Source organism: Undibacterium sp. Ji83W (genome assembly GCF_049340385.1).
Classification (GTDB): domain Bacteria; phylum Pseudomonadota; class Gammaproteobacteria; order Burkholderiales; family Burkholderiaceae_D; genus Undibacterium.
The window spans coordinates 915,201-935,562 of record NZ_JBMPOZ010000001.1 but is presented as its reverse complement, the minus strand read 5'-3'; the positions used below and the strand labels follow the sequence as shown (position 1 = coordinate 935,562).

Here is a 20,362-nt window from a genome sequence, read left to right as displayed (position 1 = left end):
AATCTGCTATTGTTGCCGCATAAATTGGCACTTATCTGAATACAGGAGTAAAAATGAAGCAGCTTTCCCACTACACCCGTACATTTGCCCTGGCTCTGGTACTAGGGGTGCTAGGCAGCCTGGGACCAGCCAGCGTCATGGCGCAAGCGCCAGCCGCACAAAAATCCAAAGTGGTTTTTCAGGTCAGTGATGGCGAAAGCCGTAAATGGGAACTGGCCCTGAACAATGTCAGGAACGTCATCAAAGACCTGGGCAAGGACAATATCGAGGTAGAAATCGTCGCCTATGGCCCTGGTATAGACATGTTCAAGTTCGAGTCACCCGTCGCCAGCCGCATTGATGAAGTCATCAAGATGGGTGCCCATGTGGTGATTTGTGAAAATACCATGCGTGCACAAAAAATCACCAAGTCAGACATGCTGGACAATCTTGGCTATGTGGAAGCAGGCGTCACCCAGTTGATCAGACGGCAGCAGCAGGGCTATGCATATATCAGACCGTGATTTGCTGCAAGATAACGACAAACACGGCAGTTAAGCTATAATTTGGTCCCCGGGCGATGCAGCCCGGTTCAGTGAATCCTTAGGGACTTCACCAGGAGGAACGACCTTCCCCGCTTTGGGAATGAATGTCCGGGACGGCCCGGCTCTTTGAAAGGAGAGCTGCTATGGCTTGGATATTACTCGTATTGGCCGGATTGTTTGAAGTGGTCTGGGCTTTCTCCATGAAGCAATCTGAGGGCTTCACGAAATTTATCCCCTCTGTTATTACCATCACCGGCATGATAGTAAGCTTCGCTTTGCTGGCGCTATCCATGCGCACCCTGCCATTAGGTACAGCCTACACCATGTGGACAGGCATAGGTGCCATCGGCGCTTTCATCCTGGGCATAGTATTTTTTGGTGAGCAACTGAACTTCATGCGTGTCTGTGCCGTTTTGCTCATCGTCTGCGGGCTGGTCTTCATGAAAATATCATCGTCTCACTAGAGCGTGCAGTAGCCTTGGTGCACATTCGTACACCAAGGTTGTCGTTGATCTGGAGATTATGCCAGCTTCAAGCTTTCCAGCGTAGCTTGCGTCGCCTTGCAGTCAAAATCGATGATCTGGTAATCAGCCACATCAGCTTGCACATAAGAATCTTCCGCCAGTATTTGTGTGAGCTTTTCTTTGCTCATGCTTTGCACAGCGATGACACCACCCAGCCCACTCTTTTTAGGGCCTGCGAACAGGAACACGCCTTCTTTCAAATAACGGCCTACCCATTCGCCATGTGATTTGATATGTGGTTCTACTTCGGAGGGATTTTTGCTATAGCTGACGTTGAGTATGAACATGGTGTTCTCCTGAATATAAAGTGAGTGTCAAAAACCTGAGCAGATAAAACACTGCCTGGTGTTTTTATTTCTGTCCCGAACATGCTGAACAGGTGACACCAGTATATTTAGCGGCAATACTTTGATAAAGTCGCTGCAGCTTTGTACATTGCCAAGCACAAGTGTTGAATCAAGCTGCATGCCTTGGCCAGATGTCCTCTTTAAACTGAAAGTTCCATCATGATGTTGAGCTTGATCCGGAAAATTGCTTCCGTCCTTTTGTTGCTTTGTTTTGTGCTGCCCCTGTCTACATGTTCTTTTGTGCATGATCAAGCTGGCAGCAGTAAGGAAGCTGCTGCCAGTAGCGCTGCAGAAAATGCTCCGCAAGCAAAAAAAGATAAGCCTCTGTATGCCTTTGAAATCGCGGAGATTGCTTTTAATGATCTGCGCAAAGGCGAACTAACAGACGGCAGCCTGACGATGCTTGCAGTTTTTTTGGTGTTTTTTCTGCCTTGCTGCTTATTGGCCTTGAAAGAAAAGCCGCAAGCCATCGTTACGATACTGGCATCTATGGGTGCAGGTTTTACGTTATTCTTCTGGGTGTTTTTTGGCCGGACGCCACAAATCGGCGGCATGCTCGCGATTGTGTGCTGGTGCAGTTTATTGGTGGTCAGCCTGATATATTCAATGCGCTGGGGTCTGCAGTGGTGGCGGCAAAGAAAAATGAAGCGTGATTAATTCGGTAAGCAGCAATTTGGAAAGAAATCACTTTTATCAAAAGTGTAAGCACAGGTGACAAAGTCAGGTCGCAGTTACTGTGAAGCGTATTTTTATCAAGGGAATTACTTACAAACATTTCAGCGCACACCCTCCTTGAAACTTAGAATGCAACACTCTTCACAGACATTCACCAGACAGGGATATACGCATGAAAATTTCAAAACTCGCCGCCATCATATTGCTCTTGCCTTTGACAGCTTTCGCAGGCAAGGCTGAGCGTGACTTCATGAGCAATGAAGTCGAACCCGCTGTCAAGGCCGCCACTGCAGGCTTGAAAACATCTTGCGGTTGTGACGTTAAATTTGACATCAAGGCCGACAGTTTTCAAACCACCGATGACATGTTCAAGATCAAGCATTTTGCATCCACCATCAAGGACAATGCCGGTGCTTACTGTGCTGATGCCGCTTCCAAAAAAGCCATCTGCAAAATGAAGTCCATAGAATTCAGCAAGGCTGCGTCAACCTACCTGAAGTTTGCTGCCGGTAAGGTAACTGCTACGACGGACGGTACTTCCCAGCCTTCATGGGAAATGCTGACGAGGGAAGTTGACAAGTAAGTTGACGAGTAAGTTGACGAGTAAGTTGAGAAGCGCAGTTGGTGTATCCATCGACGATCTGCTATAAACTATGGCGCATTTGACTACGACAGCATACATCTATCATGAGCGAACAAAAACAAAGGCTTGAAATCGACGAGGCACAGGTCGATTCACATCTGTCGACGCCAAAAATCGAGAGCGCAACTCGAAAAAGTCGGCACAAGTCCGCTACCTTGGTACTTGTCTTTCTGGCGCTGCATTTTTTAATAACTGTACTTAGCCTACCGTTTTACTACGAGCTATTTCGAGCAGGTGCGGTTTCAATTGTGACAGTTGTGTTGACAGTAATGGGCTGGATTTGCCTTTACGGTGGTGGTGTGCAGAATGCCAGAAAATCCAAAAGCAGTGATTCAATTTGGATGAGCGCTACTATTATATTAGCTTTGGCTTTACCGGGGTGGCGTTTGGATATTCCACTTGCAGTCCTGGAGTCGTTTGCTTGTCTGCTGGCTTTGGCTGGGTGGTGGGCTGTGTACCAGGCAAAGCAGGCTGAAATTCTGTTATCTTGATTATTTGTTTTAACTGAATTTCTTTTCAAAGTTTCTCTTAAAAAAAAAGAGGATAGTCGGTAAGGCTTTCCTCTTTTTTCGCGTTTTTTTTAAATTTTTAAATTTCCTGCAAACTTCCTAATTATGTACTATCATTAGTTACATGAGACGAGACAGCAAACTTTCCTCCATCCTTCACGTTCTATTGCACATGGCGCATGGACAACGAGCCATGACTTCTGAAGAACTGGCGCATTACCTGAGCACCAATCCTGTGCTGGTCAGACGGGTCCTGGCTGGATTGCGCAGTCGTGGCTATGTGAGTTCTGATAAAGGCCACGGCGGCGGCTGGGTGATCTCTTGCGACTTGCAGACAGTGAGCTTGCGCGACATCTATGATGCCCTCGGCGCACCTACTGTATTTGCCATGGGCAACCGCAACGACAACCCTGAATGCCTGGTCGAGCAGGTCGTGAACGATGCCCTGGCAAGCGCCTTCGATGAGGCAGAAGCCTTGCTTATTGCCCGCCTCGGTGATGTGACGCTGGGCGACCTGGCGACAGAATTCAGCCGAAAATTCAACGCACATAGCAAGAAGGGGAAGAAGGATGATCACAATTACCAGGGACATGATGTTTGATGCCATCATCATCGGTGGCAGTTATGCCGGGCTCTCTGCAGCCATGCAACTGGCACGCGCCAGGAGGCAGGTGCTGGTGATCGATGGCGGCCAGCGCCGCAACCGCTTTGTTGAATATTCACATGGCTTTCTCGGGCAGGATGGAAAAAATGCCAGCGCCATCGCCAGTGAAGGCAAGGCGCAATTGATGGCCTATAAAACAGTCAGTTGGATAGAAGGGCAGGCCACATCGGTAACTCGTCAGGATGATGGTTTTGCTGTCGCAGTCGAGGGGCAGCAGACATATCAAGCACGTCGCCTGATACTGGCAACCGGCGTGACTGATGACTTGCCTGCCATAGAAGGCCTGGCAGAACGCTGGGGCCGCAGCATCTTCCACTGCCCGTATTGCCACGGCTATGAAATCGACAATGGTCGCATCGGCGTACTGGCTACCGGGCCGCTGTCGCATCACCACGCCATGATGTTGCCAGACTGGGGACAAGTCACTCTGTTCACCAATCAATGCTATGAGCCAGATGCAGAACAACTGGCCGCCTTGCACCAGCGTGGCGTCACCATAGAGGCAGCGCCCGTGCGCAGGATCAGTGGTACTGCCACAGTAGAGCTGCAAGATGGCAGGCAATATGAAATGGACGGTTTGTTCACCATGAGCACCATCCGCATCAACAGCCCCTTTGCCGCACAACTGGCTTGCGAAATGACAGAAGGCCCTATGGGTACAGTTATCCGCACCAATGAAATCAAGGCCACCAGCGTACCCGGCGTATTTGCCTGCGGTGATGCCGCACGCATGGCAGGCAATGTCGCCATGGCAGTGGCAGACGGCGCGATGGCCGGGGTGGCAGCACACCAGTCCATGATATTCGAGGCCAAGGCTGCCTGATGGTTTGAAAATGGTGGATAGAAAATCTACGGCATCAGGCATTTGCATGCCTGCTGTCTGACGCTCAGCTTGCTCATATTGGTCATGTCCATGACATAAATCTGGAATAAATTTCTGTCTGCTGTTTTAAAAAGACGAAAACTCCCTTCCACCTGACCTGAGCACAGATGCCATGAACCCGTCTGAAAACCGTCGTCACCAACGTGTGCAATTTTTCCTGGTCCCACTCGGCACCCATGAGATACGCCCGGTCTGGGTATTCAATTCCCCTGAACATGCAGACGCTTTGCCAGCGCTGCTGGTCAACCTCAGCACAGGCGGCATGCAAGTGCTGACTGAGCTGGAATCTGATATCCCGGCGGGCCAGTATCAACTCAGCTTCTTGCCAGATGAAGCACAGCCCGACATGACACTGGGCGATTGCCATCTACAACTGCTGTGGACAGAGCGCGAAGCTGGCATGCATACCAGGTCAGGGTTTGCCTTTGTTGGGCAGATACCGGCAGACTTGCAAGACTTGCTGGTGCATGAGGATGCGGCGAAGTTGTTTTTGCGTTGTGTGATTATGCCAGTGAGTGAAGTGTTGCCGAGGGACTTGGAGACGGTTTGAGGTTTTCTACATTCATTTGTGCAGTACGAGTGTAGAAAATTTTAATACCGGTCGCCATGACGCTGGGGTTGAGCTTGCTGTCGGGCTACCCCAGACCTGCAATCTGAAATTACGTGTACCGGTATTTAAAATCAGGGCGTGTAAAATATTACGAGCATGAAATTAGCAGTGGTAACGGTATGCGCCGAACGTCACTAGATTCCTGCCTGCGCAGGAATGACGTTAACACGGACGCTGCTTGCCAGGGAAGGTAGCGGAATGAATTGGAATCGAAGAAAAAATCGACCTTAGTAGGGCCCAAATTGGCTCCCAAATACCCTACAGCTCAATCACCAACACCCATCAAAACCTCGTCCCGCTTCTTCTTAGTCAACCCGGACAAAGCCTTCTGATAAGAGTACTCCAGCAATTCTCGCAAATACTCCTCAGGAAATTGCTCCACTGCGACTATAGTCACCCAATGAAAGCGCCCCATATACCGCGCCGGTTTCACACCCGGCATATCAGTCAGCTCAAGAAAACGCGCAGGTGTCACCCGTATGCTGAAGCGCCAGCGTTCCGGCTCGCTGGTCTTGAAATAGGCAAAGGATTTATCACCTATGCTATATGCAAGCACATTGCTGGGATCAGCGTGTAATCTTTCGCGGGCACCAGCATAGCTGGCACAGAGTTTTTTAAGAGCAGCTAGTTTCATCGTAGGCTTAAAGTCACAATGCTGATGGAATTACACGTAGATGGAATTCATAAGCGCTCAAGTGTATTGCAATTGCGATAATTTTGCTTGCTCTGGAAAAAGAGGCAAGCCAGGCTTGCCTCTTTCTGCTTTACTGACATCATCCATTGACATTATTCACTGACATTACTCATTGTCGTTAACTACGCAAGCCACGATATTCCAGCACAGAAAATGCCAGCACCACCAGCGCCTGCACGCTGACAAAAACAAATCCGAATACGCTGGGTTCAAACCAGACTTCCATCGTCAAGACACTGGCGATCACCCAGCCAAGGTTGCCGAGTATGACGACCCATACCAGCAAGGCAGGCGGTTTCTTTTCGCTGCCGGTGCGGCTGGTGAAGCCTACCAGCGCAGCGACGGGAAACAGGCTGACACCTGCCATGAATAAAAAGTCCTTGGGCAAGCCCAGCAAACCAGACAACAGGCCTGAGGTAGCGACCAGCAACAAGCCCATGGCAAGACCGGTGATGGCATCAAGTGTGAGTATGGTTCTCAAGGACAAAGCAGGGGCATGCAGTTTGACGGCAGTAGATGCAGTAGACATGATGTATCTCCAAAAACAGTTGAGGGGATTGCAGTTTCGCTCTACATTTGCAGCAAGTCGATTACCTCGCAGGTAATGGCGCTGGTGCAGCAATGCACTGATAATTCAGGTTCAGCTTCAAATTCGAGACTTCATACCGGGAGCAGCAAGTGAGTCATCTCATCTCTACTACAGCAGACAAGGCGGAGGCACCAATCGGTACCCTGATACGTGAATGGCGCACGCAACGCAAGTTGAGCCAGATGGAGCTGGCGCTGGATATTGACATCTCGCCACGTCACCTGAGCTTCGTGGAAACCGGTCGCTCCCGGCCCAGTGCTGAGCTCTTGATGAGTATCGCCAGCCAGCTCGACGTACCTTTGCGCGCCCGTAATGCCTGGCTGCTGGCGGCAGGCTATGCGCCGCGCTATAGCGAGCAGGGCCTGGACACAGCCCGTATGGCCCAGGTCAGGGCGGCAGTACAGCGTCTGCTGGATACCCATGATCCTTATCCCGGCGTTGCGCTGGACAGGCACTGGAATGTGGTCTTGCATAACCGTGCTGCAGAAAAACTCATGGGCTTGTTGCCAGCAGAATTGCTCACGCCAGAAATCAATATCTTCAGGGCCAGCCTGCACCCGCAAGGGTTTGCTGCGTATACCAAGAATTTTTCTGAATGGGGCAGTTATCTCTTGCAGGTCTTGCAAAGGCTGATGCTCAGCGCCCGCGATGAAGACATCATTGCCCTGGTAGACGAGGTAAATGCCTATCCCAATGTGATTGCCCTGAAGCAGCAAACACCTGTCACACAATCGACCGAGCCTTCCTTGCTGATACCCTGCATCATGGAGTTGCATGGACAAGAGCTGTCATTGTTCACTACCCTGACTACATTTGGCAGCCCACGCGACATCACCCTGCATGAGTTGTGTGTGGAATTATTTTATCCGGCGGATACGCAAACTGAAGTCTTTTTGAAGGCAATGGCAGGGTGATTGCAGTGATTATGCACAATCTGTAAATCTTGGTAAGATGCCTGTTCTCTTCACACGTTTTCCCATACGCATCTTCCCAAAATTAAGGACGCGCATCATGTACAAACTGCATAGCCTCTGCCAGTCAGGCAATTCCTTCAAAGTCGCTTTTTTATTGCGCGCCTTGAACCAGCCGTTTGAGAACGGCTATGTGGACATGTTCCAGGGAGTGACACGCAGCAATGAATGGCGCGAACAAGCCAATGAAATGGGCGAAGTGCCGGTGCTGGAAGATGGTGAACGTGTGTTGACGCAGTCTGGTGTCATCCTCAGCTACCTGGCCAACAAGCATGGTGCTTTTGGTGGCACCAATGAAGATGAAAAACTGGAAGTCTTGCGCTGGCTTTTGTTTGATAACCACAAGTTCACCAGTTATTTTGCCAGCTACCGTTTCAATAAATCCTTTGGACCTGCGGCACCTGATCCAGCCGTCCAGGCCTGGCTGCTGGGTCGTATAGACAATGCCTTCAATATCGTCAACAAGCATCTGGACAACCGCGAGTACATGGTCGGTGATGCGCCGACGATTGCCGATTTCTCCCTCAGCGGCTATCTGTTTTACCCGGAAAATGAAAGCGACTACAAGCTTGAGGGGCGCTATCCGCATATCGTCGCCTGGCTGGAACGCCTGCGCGCCGTGCCAGGCTGGGCCTTTCCTTATGATATTTTGCCAGGGGAGAGAATTACACCCAAGTGGTGACCAATATTCAGTAAAGACTATTTCGGAAATAGCATGACAATCAAAGTAAAGCACAGCATCAATATTGCAGAATTGCGCAGCATCATCAACTCTATATTGTCGCATGTTGAAGATGATCTGCAATTGAAAGAGGTTGATCTGACCGAAGACTACTACTGGGCAATGCCGGACGACTCCCTGTACGCAGTACTTGAGGATGCTAAACCACCCAACATTGGTAGCCTGTGTGATGATCTGGAGTTCATCAAGCCATTGCTGCACGACAAGACGCATGCATTTCCATTGATGCTGATTCACGTTGCACCTTTGCTGGAATATTTGGCGTTGAATATTAAAAAAGTATAGGGCCGACAATTGATGCTAAACAAAATTCTGGTGCATGTGTATTTTTGTCTAAGCGTTCTGTTTTCATTTGAGGTGTAGACTGAGTTGAGCGCCTTCGATGGCCCACAAACGAATTTGCACACGCCCTGTTTTTTCTAAGCAATGCAGAACACTTTATTTTGGAGCACAAAAATGAATCCTAAAGTCGATGCCTATGTCAGCAAAGCTAAAAAATGGAAGGAAGAAATAGAGCAATTGCGCAGTATTGTTCTTGAATGTCCGGTAACAGAAGAATTGAAGTGGGGCAATCCTTGTTATACCTACGACGACAACAATGTCGTCCTGATCCATGTATTTAAAGAATACGCTGCACTCCTGTTTTTCAAAGGCGCCTTGATGAAAGATGCCAAGGGTTTGCTGATACAGCAGACAGAAAATACCCAGGCAACAAGGCAACTACGCTTTACCAGTGTCAGCGAAATCACCAAGCTGAAAGCCGCTATAAAAGCCTATGTCAAAGAAGCTATCGCAGTGGAAAAAGCGGGTTTGAAAGTGGAATTCAAGAAGACAGCAGAATTCAACCTGCCTGAAGAATTTCAAATCAAGCTGGATGGCATGCCAGCATTGAAAAAAGCGTTTGAAGCGCTGACCCCGGGGCGGCAAAAAGCCTATCTGCTCCATTTTTCCGCCGCCAAGCAATCCAAGACCCGGGAATCAAGGGTGGAAAAAGCTATTCCACAAATCCTCGATGGCAAGGGGCTGGATGATTAAAACATCTTCAACTTAGCAAATCGCTGGCAGCCAAATTGCCGGCCAGGCATCCAGGTTTGATTGCAAACACGGTACTGGCCTCCGGCAAAACCAGATTGCCTTCATACAGTGCGGCAAAAACGCTGTGCTCAAGGTGCAGTTCATCTGCTTGTATCTGCTGGCCAGAACCGCTACGCAAGCGTGCCAAAAATGCTGCTGCAGTTTCATTTTGTGCGCGTACAAAGTGCTGTAAATCTTGACCACGCAACAGCACTTCTTTACCACGCGCCGCCGCATGCAAGAGCGCCAGTTCATACATCGATGGGCGGGTGCCACTGGCAAAGTAGGCAATCATCTCCGGGCAGATGGTGGTGATGGCATTGTTTGAGCTGTCGACATTATTCATGGCAAACATGCCGGTAGAATACATGTCCAGCCAGTGCAGGCGAGCGTCTTGCAGGTCTATCACCATGGGCAGGAAGATGCCATTACCACCTTGCAGATTGAATTTCAATTCTACCGTGCGTGGGTCAAAATGATGACCCTGGACATCGTCCCTGAACATGACACCGGCATAGGCGCGTTCCAGGTCTTCAAAGGCCATGCCAGAATAATTATTCAATACTACAACTGCATAACGTATGCCTTGGGCCATCGCTGCATCACGGTCAAAATCAACAAATTCACTGGCACCGTCAGGATAGGGCGCACTGGTAATATCGCCAGAACTGCGGGCGATAGTCTGGCCATTTTTGTTTTGCAACTGTAATTGATAGTAAGAGCAGACTCCCTGATATTGCCAGTCACTGTCATAAAAACCGACCGATAAATCAAGATCGGTGCGGCTGGCATTATTCTCAGGCTGGCACCAGTGTAAAAACAGGCGTACCGTTTTTTCTGGTGCAATAGGGATGCTGGAACCGCGTGGCAAACTGATCGCCGATTTACTGGCAGTTCTTTCATTGAAAGGCACAATGATGTCTTGCAATGCGCGGTCTATGATGCATTGGTCATAATGGGGTTTTGCGGCAAAGCGCTGCAGTAATTCTGCTTCCAGTGCAGCGACTATTTGTGTGATGGTATTTTCGTCCAGATTTGCCCTGGTGTCTGATGCAAATACTGCTTTGGCGACCTGGCCTTTGGGCCAATATATCCTGGTTGTCCTGTTGCTGAAAGCTTGGGTTCTTACTGGCAGGTGAGCCAGTAAAGTGAGTAATACTGGTGTGGCAAATTGCGGCAGTACCTTGTTAAAGGCTGACATGACCTGGGCAAGTGCGGCTTCATCGCTACCTGCTGTTCTCAATAATAAATCCAGGCGGCGTGCAAGTTCGCCCGGCCTTTGCGCCAGCAAGCCAGCCATGGCACCAGCATCACCCTGGCGCAGGCTGGCTTCCAGCTTGCCATAATAAGTCTGGAAGACAGGCGCAGGAGTGCCATAGGCAGACTTTTTGCGAATGATGGTAAAGGCGGCGGCCACCTGAGGGTAGCGGTTTTTGTATTCATGCGGATGCAGGAATTCACCCATCCATACCCAATAAGACCGGTGCCTGAGCATGTCTTCCGTCAGCAAATCAGGACGCAGGCTTTCCATAAAACCTAATAATGCCTTACGCAGAGGGCGGCTCAGCTTGGCAACTTTAAAGCGTTTGACCAACAACGCGACTTGCATATGGGTGTTGCGTTTGGCCCAGGCAAGCCAGTGACTGGATTCAAACCATAGACGGTATTTTTTGACACCACGCATTTCTGTAATGGCGAGTTGACGGTAAACAGTCTGGCCCTGTAAAGCGGGGTCAACGCCTGAATAGGCAGCGATCAGACGTAACACATCGGTAGCAGTGCTGATATACGATTTTGCTGCATCCATGACCAGGGCAGGGTTACATTGCTTCAACAAGTTGCCAAACAAAAGGGCAATGTTTTCACGCACGGGGATAACTTTCGGCAACCATGGCAGGACTGCCATTCCATACTCTTGCACGATGGCGGTGAAATCTTCCTTATCCACGGGTGACATTGCCTGTTTGCGTTCGCACAGGCTGTGCAATAGCTCTCTTGCGGCAGCATCCACACCCTGACCCAGATCCAGCAATTTGAAAACAATATTTTCTCGTGGCTGCTGGCGGGCCTCGGCAAGCTTAAAGAATGCTGATGACTCTGTTTGCTGGCCGCAGATGGGGCAGGCCGAATAATTACTACCGTCATGACAATGCTCGCAGACTACATGTTCACACGGCTTCAATACATGCGTGCTGCCTGAGTTTGAACAAAAAAGACAGGGCTGTCCGGGCATTTGCAGGAAGTGACTGAGTACACGTTGACGCCACAGTGCATGTGTATCGACGGGTACATCTTCAGGAAAGCGGCGAAATTGCGGCACCAATTGCTGGTTGCCACCGACTTTGGCCAGTAACACTTTCCAGGCATGTTTCTGGGTTTGCGTCAGCGCATCTGCAGTCAGGTGTTGCAAGGCCAGGCGCAAACGGGTGGATACGGCATAACCCAGTTTGGCCAGATTGATTTCAAAAGCTTGCAGACAGGATTCTGGCAGCAGGCTTGCATCTGTCTTTGCTTCTACAAAGACCAGGTTTTGTCTTCTGAGCAGTAAAGCTTGTGTGGCAGAAAATGGCAAAGTCATGCACGCTTCCAACAAAAAGCGGAAGAGGCGATAGCCAACTTCCGCTGATGATCAATTATCCCTGACAGATTGCAGGGAAGTGAATTAGTTGCGAAGGAAATCGACCGAGCTGTTTCAGGTTTTAGAAGGAAGCCCAGTCTGAGCCTTCGCAATACAGATGCTAGCGTAAGTGCAAGTGGAGAGCAAGGGTTTTGGAAAGGCGTAGGTTTGAAAGTGATTTTCTAAAATCTGGGCCCGTCGTAACGTAGCTCGCGCGCGAGTTTGCTGCCTACATGTTTGCTGAAGATTTTTTCCAGGCTGCCATCGTCGGCCATGCTGTAGATGGCTTTTTTCAGTAAATCACGCCGGGTTTTGCTGACACGCTCTCTGGAAACGATGAGACCGTGTACGATACTGTCTTGCGGTGCCCAGTCATGTACCTGGATTTGCTTGCTGATATCTTCTTTTTTTAGCAGTGGCTCCCACACGGTGGGCAAGGCCATTACGGCATCAACGCGATGGGCAAAGAACAGGCGCAGCAGGGTGTCAAAATCTGCTACTTCGTAGACCCGCTTTTGTGTCCATAATTTATCCAGCCATTCATCAAGCTGCGGGCCGTGCTTGAAGCTTTTGACGACACCCACTTTCAAACTGGTATCAGCCAGAAAGCCAGCCATGCTCTGGTTGTGTGCAGGCATGTCCCGGTGCAGCAAGATATAGTTTCTGGTGGAAAAGTAGGGGATGAATTCAGCGAATTTTTCCCTTTCTGGAGTGGGAATACCAGAAACTGACATGTCCAGGATATTGTTTTTCAATTGCGTCCAGATACGCACGCGGGATTCCAGTACGGTATCAAACTTGCAGCCGCTGCGTCGGGACACTTCTTCAACCACGTCCTTGTCTATGCCTGCATAGCTGCCATCGGGATTATGGTAATACAGGGCACCCAATTCATAGTAAGCCAGTTGTATGCTGCCGCAGCCAGAGTTGAGCTCTGCTGCGCTGACAGGTGTGCAGTTCAATCCCAGCATCAGGAATACAGATACAAGTGCAATATTCTTCATTTGCACACCTCAAGGCGCTTTTCTTCAGCCTAGTGTCAGAAATCACGTTGCGCAATAGTCGAAACGATAAGACTGACAGGTGCGTGCTTTGCCTTATGCAACTGGACGATAGATATGCATGCGCAGTCTTTGGTTTTTTCCCTGGACAACTCATGGCTTCCCTCTGTACTACAGGTTTGCAAATGCGGACAGTTCAGTTTTTTCCATGCTCAGGCAAGTAAAGCTGTCATTGCTAACAATTGTAAATTAAATGGAAAATATGGCAGCGTCCGCTTTGCACAAAGCATGCCTCATTGCTCTGTCAGCCCGATACCTGGATAGGGATGCCTGGTTGGCTGTAATTCTTCATGATAGTTTGGCGCACGGGTTTGCATGGTGTGTTCGTTGCCCAGTACGGTGGTGGTGGTCAGTGCTGCTTTGTCGCTACCCCAGCAAGCCAGGGCAGAGTTGCGGTTGCCGTGCAAGTCGATAATGATGCGTCTGGCGATCTCGTCAGGCAGCTCTCCTGATGGCGGTATGGGCCGGGTCTTGGGCGGCAGGACGATGGCATCACCGGGTTCTACCCACAGATCGGCCAGCGATATTTCCTGCACATAAGGCCGCCAGCGCGCCACGCTGATGACGAGGGGACGGTCATCATGCGAGAAAAACACATGCGGGAAATCATGGAATTCCAGATCGGTAGGATTGTGGGTCAGCAATTCACGCCGCCGCCGCTTGCCGATGTAAGGAGACTGATGGCCAGCCCATTTGCCATAGGTATATTGGGCCATGATCATGCCCTCATATTCAAAGCGCAGGCATTCGCCGCTTTTCAGCAGCGTCATGCCAAAGGCTTGCACGCTATCCCTGGTTGCGGCGATGGCTTCGTAATGGACTTCGGGTGACTTGAAATTGAATTCGGTAATCTGGTAAGGGTAGCCATCATTGGGAATAGTCTTGGGCTGGTGGCTGATGCCCTCGTATTTGACACCCATGTCCAGGTCGGGATTATCCTTGGCGATCGTGATTTCCTCCCCAAAAGGCTGCCGCAATTGTCTGCAATGTCCCCGGTCATTGTATAAAAAGGGATATTCCCCGGGGAGCAAATCTATGTATGGGCCATCTTCAATGAAGATGGGGGCATCAAAGGTTTCATTGCTCACAATAGCGCTCCTGTAGGGGATTGACAAGGATGACGCCTTAGCTGCAGGCAGCGTCATGATGTCATGCTAACTTGTTGCGCATTCTTTGTGCTATTTTTTTGATAAGCTTTCTCAAGAGTGGAAAATGCTCACAATTTTCCACGCTTGTAACAGCATTAGCGCACCGTATACACCTGTCCGGTTTGTGCGCCTTCCACACTTCTGGCATAGGCCAGGCCCACACGTTTGGCAGATACTGCTTCAAAGCCGGGGAAGAAACTGCCCAGCGCAGCAACCGATGCTTCCAGCAAACCAGGGCTAACGACATTGATGCGCAAGCCGCGTGGCAATTCTATAGCTGCACCACGCACAAAGCCTTCCAGTGCGCCGTTGACCATGGCGGCGCTGGCACCTGCGCGTATCGGTGTTTCACCGACCACGCCGCTGGTGAGGGTGATGGAGCCGCCATCATGCAGATAAGCCTGGGCAATCTGGGCAACATTCACCTGGCCCATGAGCTTGCTGTTGAGGCCAATGTGGAAATGCTGTTCTTCTATTTCATTGAGAGGGGCAAAGTGCACATTGCCTGCTGCCACGACCACGCCATCAACCTTGCCGGTGCGGGCAAATAATGCATGTATTTGCGCGCTGTCGCTGATATCAAGCTGGATATCGCCGCTGGCTTTGCCTACACGGATGAGTTCATGACGGGCACCCAGTTCATTGCTGATGGCGCTGCCTACTGTGCCGTTGGCACCGATGATGATGAGTTTCATGATATTTCCTTTTAGGTTTTTCAGCCGGTCTCGTTGGGCTGTACTGTTTAATTTCTACTGGCATATGCCATGAAATTAAGTATCACCCAATTTTTAATGTAGATAAATATCTTAAAAATGCATATATTGCTAACTATTGGTTAGTAATGAGGAATGCACGGATGGATAAATTACGCAGCATGGAAGTGTTCGTCGCCGTGGTTGATGCGGGCAGTTTTACCGCTGCGGCAGCACAGTGCGAGATATCGCCTGTCATGGTGGGCAAACACATACAGTTTCTCGAAAGCCTGCTGGGCGCACGCCTGCTGACGCGCACCACGCGGCGGCAAAGCCTGACTGAGCTGGGTTTGCAATACGCCGAGCAATGCAAGGCCATACTGGCGCAGATCGGCGAGGCAGAATCCGGTGCGGCCAGAATGCGTGGTGGCGCGCGTGGCGTACTGAAGATCACCTCACCTGTCACCTTTGGCAGTGAGATGCTGGCCCCGGCCATGGTCGATTACCTGGCGCAATATCCAGAAATGCGTGCCGACCTGCATATGAACGACAGGCTGGTCGATCTGGTAGAAGATGGTTTTGATGCTGCCATACGCATAGGCCAGCTGGAAGATTCCACCCTGATAGCACGTGCTTTGCAACCATACAGCATGATGATCTGCGCCGCGCCTGCCTATCTGAAACGCAAGGGAACACCTCGCACTCCGGCAGATCTGATAGACCACGAATGCCTGGATTTTTTACACTGGAACAAACATGTGCGCTGGCGCCTGACTGAAGCAGCGGAAGAAGTTAGTGAAATACCGATGAGCCGCTTGCGTTCAAATAATGGCCAGGCTTTGAAAAGCGCTGCCGTGGCCGGTTTTGGCATTGTCATGCAATCCGAATTGCTGCTCGCCAGCGAAGTCGCTGCTGGTCACCTTGTGCCGCTGATGGAAGCTTATGTACCTGCGCCGCGTCCCATGCATCTGCTGTATCCACGCGACAGGCAACCCACGCCCAAGCTGTCTACTTTCATCGAATTTATGCTGGACAGGTTTGGTTTGAAGCGCTAGATGCCCTGCACAGTTGGCTTAAGGCATGCGTGAAAGGCAAAGATGGCTTTCCCAATTGGCTTGATATGGATTTGACCGTGGGTGCATAAGCTATTGAATTTTTCAGAATGAAATACCAGATAATCGCATGAAGGTTCTTTCACACCATCAGTATGTAGCATTTCACAGACTGTCTCGATCGTCATTGTGCCATTCGACATCACCAGGGAATAGGTATTACTCCCCAACGCTGAAATGGATTGAAGTTGGTAGATTTCTGTCATGGTTTTAGTGTCCGATGATAAGAAAAGTTCAGTGGTTTGAAGTTTGAGATTCTGGTTTTGCTGACTGAGCTTTGCTTCGTGACAAAAACCAGAGCACCAAGCTGATCAGTAATCCCGCAACAAAGCCATATAAATGTCCGGCCTTGATACCCGCTATCGCATGCACATCCAGCGCTACCTGTATGGCGACTATCAGTTCCGCAAACTATGTCACTTTGCCTTTAGGCAGTAAGATAAACGTGCTTGCGCACAAAGCCATCAAGGCTTGTGAAGCACCATCCGTGACCAGGGCAGGGTAAGACCAGACGCTCGCCAATTGGCCTGCCATACCTCCGATCAGGTAAATGCTGAGCAGCGCCAGCCAGCCTCGTGTTCTTTCCAGACTGCTGGCGATGATGAGTATGGACATGGCATTGAACAGCATATGCAGGAAATGCACATGCAAGAATTGCGAGACCAGCAAGCGCCACCATTCATGTGTGACGAATAGTTCGCCCGTGGCAGCGCCTAATTGCGGCAGGCGCAAGGACTTTTGTGAGGCAAACAGTGCTTGCCCAAAATACAGGGCAGAGATAGTCCAGCCTGTCAAAATCAATACGAAGATAAGAATTGCAATTGGCGATCTGGAGAATATATTTTTCTGATGCATCTTGATGAAATGGCGTGTTGCTATGGGTGCCAGAATCTATCACGAACAAGGTTCTTTAGTCGTTACATAAACTTTTTGTGCCTTGCACAAAAGAAAGTATTTTTTTTCCTTCCTTATTTGATTATATGCGCAAACATCCGGTGTCCTGTCGATTGGTGATTATCAAGAAAAAAGCATTGGGACGACATCAAAAAACCGTACATGGAAAAGCGAGACAAAGCGCGCATTGCAAGAAGTAATCGCAGAGACAAAAAGAGCCATGGCTACTAGCTGTCTCACCACTATTGGGTGATCTCAGTGGTGGCGATTTATCGAGGCAGCATGCAAATCGAACAAACATTTCGTGACGTTTAAAATTGGCGCTGGGGCGTGGGATTGTCCGAAAGCCAGACACGACAACCAAGGCGATTGGCGACACTATTACTCATCGGTGCGCTGGCGTGTTACGCATTATGGCTCATCGACTTAATCGCCAAATCGGTCAATTTCAGGATTGAATTTGGTAGCAAGAAAAAAGCTAAGACAGCACTATCCATTATTTTCCTAGCGCGATGTTGTATTCAAGAAGCCACTTCAATCAAGCTCACGCGACGACCAATGAATGACGCACTATCACTGCTTCGTACTCTCATACGCGACGTACACCAGAACATCATTCATCTTCAAATATGAGGGGAAGGCTCAGAGTCTGACCCCATCGATTTGATTCTTCCTTCTTGATAGTTTGCCTCGTTTTCTAGCAGGCGGCTCACTGACACCCTACATGATGATTGTCACGATGGATGAATCAACATTTGCTGTAGGGGTGTCATATTTGGATTTTGGATATTAGTCCGTTACGTGGATATTTCCATTAAAGCCCGGCACACTGCAGAAGCAGGTTTGCAGCAGAAGGAAAAGAACCATTAACAGTAGTTGCAACGAAAGTGCTGGTCGAGATAGGGATAATCGACGTAAAATCAGAGTCAGGAGGCGTTTGGGTAGGGTCAATAATGACGGTATAAAGCGCGAGGTCGGCCCCACCATCGATTCCCGCTGTGCTCCAAATTTGATGTGTATTTCCTTGTGCAACATACTGTTCCGCGACGCACGCCACGTTAAAGTTAGGTGTCCCGTAATTTGTGAATGTTACACCTAGTGCGACAAATCCTGTCGGTGCTGTAGGAATATACAGGTAACCGTTTTCTCCGCCAGGAATATCTGCGGTATTCCAAACCTGCGTCCATCCGGTGGACTCAGAGACTGCTATGCCGTCAACGTAGGCAACCAAGAAAGCTGAGGCATCAAGTAGACTACCCGTTATGGCCCTGGAACCGAATTGCAGGAAACCATCTGGCAAATTGGCATCCGGATTAACAAAGCTTCCATCTTGACCTCCTGTCACCCCTCCTGTATTCCAGCCGTCTACTGAGGGGGCATAATAGCCTAAATTAATGGCGCCAAATTGTTGTGTTGTGATTGTCATTTCGATTTCCTTTTAAGGTGGTTAAGTGCATGTACATTGCACAAGAGTAGTAACATTGCTCGGCGTGCGCCGGGCCCTAGCGCTTAAAGTTTTCGGCCCTTTCATCCATCATGCAACGCCGCTTGCGCGCCACCGCAAGCGGCGCTGGCTATACAACAATGCCTGGCATGTAGGGCACAGTGGCCCATACCACGACGGAGAAATCTTTTTTCGAGACCTTGTTCGGCAGATATGAAAGAGGGAGGACATTGCAGTCTGTAGCGTAGATCTCCACGCTTTGGGACCAGGTTATCGACAGATCCTTGCCCCAGCGGAAGGATCTGTTGAGCACGCCACTACCAAGCGCCAGCAACGCCGCCAATATGGAGCCCCAAACGAGATCATTCTTCTCCAAGTAACTTTTCAGTTCAGGTTTGTTCATGGATTTTCTCCGGTTGGTTGTGACACAAGTGGTGTTGTGCGTGTGCGCCGACTGACGCGTCGCTCTTGAGGGGCCAGTTCGTTGGCATTCATGGGTAGTGAAAACTGAATCACTTCGGGATCTGCTAGCCCCACACCACGAGCGAAAAATCCTGGCGCGTGGGTGTTACATGTGACAGGCCAAGCACATTGCGGTCGGATGCGTACACGGTGACCGAGTCGGGCGACGTGATGGCCAAACCCTTCCCCCAGCGGAAGCTGCTGTTCATATAGGTTTCCGCAAACGACCACAGCAACAAGACGATGGCGTTGCCCAGTGGCGTTTGGTTGTTGAGCAGGTAGCTCAGCAGGTCAGTCAGTGACTGGCTCACCCCCGGCACGGTCATGACTCGGTGAGCAAGCTTGCTCAGCGGCTCTTCGGCGGTGATGTTGATGCAGTACAAGCACATTTCATTGTTGCTGCCATCGTCATCGGCATTCAGGGTGAACATGAAAATGCGGCCATCGGTCTGGGTCACCAACGCCAGACCGGCGCCGGATTCGGCGAACTGATTGGTGTGGTAGATCACGTCGAATCTGATCTCCGACGGTTGCAGGCAGTCACTGGTTGAGCGGTATAGGGTAAAACTCGGTCCGTTGACTGCGGCTACGATATAGCACCCGCATGATCCCTTTTCCTTGGTCATGCCCACGCCATTGATCCCTTCTTCGCGCGGAATGCTACCCAGGACAACGATCGGCTCGTTACTTAGCGTGTATTGCAGATCGCAAATCTGGATGGCAGATTGATTGCCGCTGGTCTCGGTTGGCTGGATGCCTATTGCCATGAAGCTGCCGCAAGCCTGGGACGAGCAGGGATGACACCAGTTTTGCGGCTGGGTGTCATAAGTGGCGTCGATGGTGCCCTGGGCGCCCTCATTCAGTTTGTCCGCAATGAGGTATTTTCCGCAGGTCGCCCCGATATCGATATTGGTGTGGGTAAAAATGAGTTTATCTTCAAACGCGGCAATGCCTTTGAAGTGGGAAAACACCATGCCAGTAGGTTCAGTGGGATCAACAGGGCAGGCGTAATAATTGCGCGTACCAGCGTCTGGAATGGCATGGAAGGCCGCCAGTACATCATGCATTTCGATATTGGACGGGATGATCATTTGCTTCTCCTTGAAGTGGGTGTTACACGGGCAGTCTTACTTTTGGTACAATTTAGTGCGCTTACGCATGACACATCAGTTAAAAACGACGGTTTATCGTTTTCTATTTGTCTAATGGTTCTAGATTCACGACGACACAAGCTTTTGATTTCCCGGTGCGTTTTCGTTCCAACCGCACCAATTTGCACCAAAAGTACAATTACCCCTCCATAGGATGTCAAATCGTTGCTGCAATCCCTATCCCATGCCTCAAAGATAACTTCAGACCGCGGGCGATATAAGTATCTTCAGGTAACGAGACGGACGTGTTACCGTAACTTGTTGGCGAACACGGTTGACCTGAGCGCTTGATTGCTGGTGCACTTTGGCTTGTAATCCCTCGGTGTATGCAG

General features: G+C 50.0%; 24 protein-coding genes. 13 read left to right on the top strand and 11 right to left on the bottom strand.

Going from position 1 to position 20,362, the window contains the following annotated elements; all coding sequences use genetic code 11:
- Window positions 1–53: 53 nt before the first annotated feature.
- Window positions 54–503, top strand: coding sequence for a DsrE family protein (locus ACO0LD_RS04250; protein ID WP_423004014.1), 450 nt, complete (start codon window positions 54–56; stop codon window positions 501–503).
- Between the two features lie 164 nt (window positions 504–667).
- Window positions 668–988 (top strand): quaternary ammonium compound efflux SMR transporter SugE, encoded by a 321-nt coding sequence (sugE, locus tag ACO0LD_RS04245; RefSeq protein ID WP_423004012.1) that lies wholly within the window; start codon window positions 668–670, stop codon window positions 986–988.
- Between the two features lie 56 nt (window positions 989–1,044).
- Here sugE and ACO0LD_RS04240 read toward each other — a convergent pair whose 3' ends face one another.
- Window positions 1,045–1,335, bottom strand: a complete 291-nt coding sequence (locus ACO0LD_RS04240; protein WP_423004010.1) for a YciI family protein — start codon at window positions 1,333–1,335, stop codon at window positions 1,045–1,047.
- Between the two features lie 300 nt (window positions 1,336–1,635).
- Here ACO0LD_RS04240 and ACO0LD_RS04235 point away from each other — a divergent pair, with 300 nt between their 5' ends.
- The 6 genes from ACO0LD_RS04235 to ACO0LD_RS04210 all read left to right on the top strand — a co-directional run bounded on the left by ACO0LD_RS04235 (window position 1,636) and on the right by ACO0LD_RS04210 (window position 5,319).
- Window positions 1,636–2,052 (top strand): hypothetical protein, encoded by a 417-nt coding sequence (locus tag ACO0LD_RS04235; RefSeq protein ID WP_423004008.1) that lies wholly within the window; start codon window positions 1,636–1,638, stop codon window positions 2,050–2,052.
- Between the two features lie 190 nt (window positions 2,053–2,242).
- Entirely contained in the window at window positions 2,243–2,653 is a 411-nt protein-coding gene (locus ACO0LD_RS04230; protein WP_423004006.1) for a hypothetical protein, read from the top strand.
- Window positions 2,654–2,757: 104 nt separating this feature from the next.
- A complete protein-coding gene (locus tag ACO0LD_RS04225) occupies window positions 2,758–3,204 on the top strand; it encodes a hypothetical protein (protein ID WP_423004004.1) in 447 nt (148 codons plus the stop codon).
- Between the two features lie 142 nt (window positions 3,205–3,346).
- Entirely contained in the window at window positions 3,347–3,823 is a 477-nt protein-coding gene (locus ACO0LD_RS04220) for an Rrf2 family transcriptional regulator (protein ID WP_423004002.1), read from the top strand.
- Window positions 3,792–4,709: an NAD(P)/FAD-dependent oxidoreductase gene (locus ACO0LD_RS04215; RefSeq protein ID WP_423004000.1), complete on the top strand. Its 918-nt coding sequence runs from the start codon at window positions 3,792–3,794 to the stop codon at window positions 4,707–4,709. The genes ACO0LD_RS04220 and ACO0LD_RS04215 overlap by 32 nt, the downstream gene beginning before the upstream one ends.
- Before the next feature lie 172 nt (window positions 4,710–4,881).
- Window positions 4,882–5,319 carry a hypothetical protein gene (locus ACO0LD_RS04210; protein WP_423003998.1) on the top strand — a complete coding sequence of 146 codons (438 nt, stop codon included), beginning with the start codon at window positions 4,882–4,884 and terminating at the stop codon, window positions 5,317–5,319.
- Between the two features lie 325 nt (window positions 5,320–5,644).
- Here the strand turns inward: ACO0LD_RS04210 and ACO0LD_RS04205 are convergent, their stop codons facing one another.
- Together ACO0LD_RS04205 and ACO0LD_RS04200 are read right to left on the bottom strand one after the other, a co-directional pair.
- Window positions 5,645–6,013, bottom strand: a complete 369-nt coding sequence (locus ACO0LD_RS04205) for an MmcQ/YjbR family DNA-binding protein (RefSeq protein ID WP_423003996.1) — start codon at window positions 6,011–6,013, stop codon at window positions 5,645–5,647.
- A 178-nt stretch (window positions 6,014–6,191) separates the two neighbouring features.
- Window positions 6,192–6,602 (bottom strand): hypothetical protein, encoded by a 411-nt coding sequence (locus tag ACO0LD_RS04200; RefSeq protein WP_423003994.1) that lies wholly within the window; start codon window positions 6,600–6,602, stop codon window positions 6,192–6,194.
- A 149-nt stretch (window positions 6,603–6,751) separates the two neighbouring features.
- Between ACO0LD_RS04200 and ACO0LD_RS04195 the strand changes: the two genes are divergently transcribed.
- The 4 genes from ACO0LD_RS04195 (at window position 6,752) to ACO0LD_RS04180 (ending at window position 9,410) form a co-directional block, all read left to right on the top strand.
- The gene (locus ACO0LD_RS04195; RefSeq protein ID WP_423003992.1) at window positions 6,752–7,576 is read left to right on the top strand and encodes a helix-turn-helix domain-containing protein; all 825 of its coding nucleotides are present in this window, start codon (window positions 6,752–6,754) and stop codon (window positions 7,574–7,576) included.
- 97 nt (window positions 7,577–7,673) lie between these two features.
- The gene (locus ACO0LD_RS04190; protein WP_423003990.1) at window positions 7,674–8,315 is read left to right on the top strand and encodes a glutathione S-transferase family protein; all 642 of its coding nucleotides are present in this window, start codon (window positions 7,674–7,676) and stop codon (window positions 8,313–8,315) included.
- A gap of 33 nt (window positions 8,316–8,348) precedes the next feature.
- Window positions 8,349–8,660 carry a hypothetical protein gene (locus tag ACO0LD_RS04185; RefSeq protein WP_423003988.1) on the top strand — a complete coding sequence of 104 codons (312 nt, stop codon included), beginning with the start codon at window positions 8,349–8,351 and terminating at the stop codon, window positions 8,658–8,660.
- 171 nt (window positions 8,661–8,831) lie between these two features.
- On the top strand, window positions 8,832–9,410 hold the full coding sequence (locus ACO0LD_RS04180) for a YdeI/OmpD-associated family protein (RefSeq protein ID WP_423003986.1): 579 nt from the start codon (window positions 8,832–8,834) through the stop codon (window positions 9,408–9,410).
- Window positions 9,411–9,417: 7 nt separating this feature from the next.
- Here ACO0LD_RS04180 and ACO0LD_RS04175 read toward each other — a convergent pair whose 3' ends face one another.
- From ACO0LD_RS04175 to ACO0LD_RS04160, 4 genes are all read right to left on the bottom strand, one after another.
- Window positions 9,418–12,027 carry an MXAN_6230/SCO0854 family RING domain-containing protein gene (locus tag ACO0LD_RS04175; RefSeq protein WP_423003984.1) on the bottom strand — a complete coding sequence of 870 codons (2,610 nt, stop codon included), beginning with the start codon at window positions 12,025–12,027 and terminating at the stop codon, window positions 9,418–9,420.
- Between the two features lie 221 nt (window positions 12,028–12,248).
- The gene (locus ACO0LD_RS04170; RefSeq protein WP_423003982.1) at window positions 12,249–13,070 is read right to left on the bottom strand and encodes a substrate-binding periplasmic protein; all 822 of its coding nucleotides are present in this window, start codon (window positions 13,068–13,070) and stop codon (window positions 12,249–12,251) included.
- Between the two features lie 290 nt (window positions 13,071–13,360).
- Window positions 13,361–14,215 carry a hypothetical protein gene (locus ACO0LD_RS04165; RefSeq protein ID WP_423003980.1) on the bottom strand — a complete coding sequence of 285 codons (855 nt, stop codon included), beginning with the start codon at window positions 14,213–14,215 and terminating at the stop codon, window positions 13,361–13,363.
- A gap of 155 nt (window positions 14,216–14,370) precedes the next feature.
- Window positions 14,371–14,970, bottom strand: coding sequence for a short chain dehydrogenase (locus tag ACO0LD_RS04160; protein ID WP_423003978.1), 600 nt, complete (start codon window positions 14,968–14,970; stop codon window positions 14,371–14,373).
- Between the two features lie 161 nt (window positions 14,971–15,131).
- Here ACO0LD_RS04160 and ACO0LD_RS04155 point away from each other — a divergent pair, with 161 nt between their 5' ends.
- Window positions 15,132–16,022 carry a LysR family transcriptional regulator gene (locus ACO0LD_RS04155; RefSeq protein ID WP_423003976.1) on the top strand — a complete coding sequence of 297 codons (891 nt, stop codon included), beginning with the start codon at window positions 15,132–15,134 and terminating at the stop codon, window positions 16,020–16,022.
- 468 nt (window positions 16,023–16,490) lie between these two features.
- Here the strand turns inward: ACO0LD_RS04155 and ACO0LD_RS04150 are convergent, their stop codons facing one another.
- The 4 genes from ACO0LD_RS04150 to ACO0LD_RS04135 form a co-directional block, all read right to left on the bottom strand.
- Window positions 16,491–16,934: a rhomboid family intramembrane serine protease gene (locus ACO0LD_RS04150; RefSeq protein WP_423003974.1), complete on the bottom strand. Its 444-nt coding sequence runs from the start codon at window positions 16,932–16,934 to the stop codon at window positions 16,491–16,493.
- A gap of 853 nt (window positions 16,935–17,787) precedes the next feature.
- Window positions 17,788–18,399 (bottom strand): Vps62-related protein, encoded by a 612-nt coding sequence (locus ACO0LD_RS04145; protein WP_423003972.1) that lies wholly within the window; start codon window positions 18,397–18,399, stop codon window positions 17,788–17,790.
- 148 nt (window positions 18,400–18,547) lie between these two features.
- On the bottom strand, window positions 18,548–18,820 hold the full coding sequence (locus tag ACO0LD_RS04140) for a hypothetical protein (RefSeq protein ID WP_423003970.1): 273 nt from the start codon (window positions 18,818–18,820) through the stop codon (window positions 18,548–18,550).
- Window positions 18,821–18,944: 124 nt separating this feature from the next.
- A complete protein-coding gene (locus tag ACO0LD_RS04135; RefSeq protein WP_423003968.1) occupies window positions 18,945–19,970 on the bottom strand; it encodes a hypothetical protein in 1,026 nt (341 codons plus the stop codon).
- Between the last annotated feature and the right edge of the window lie 392 nt (window positions 19,971–20,362).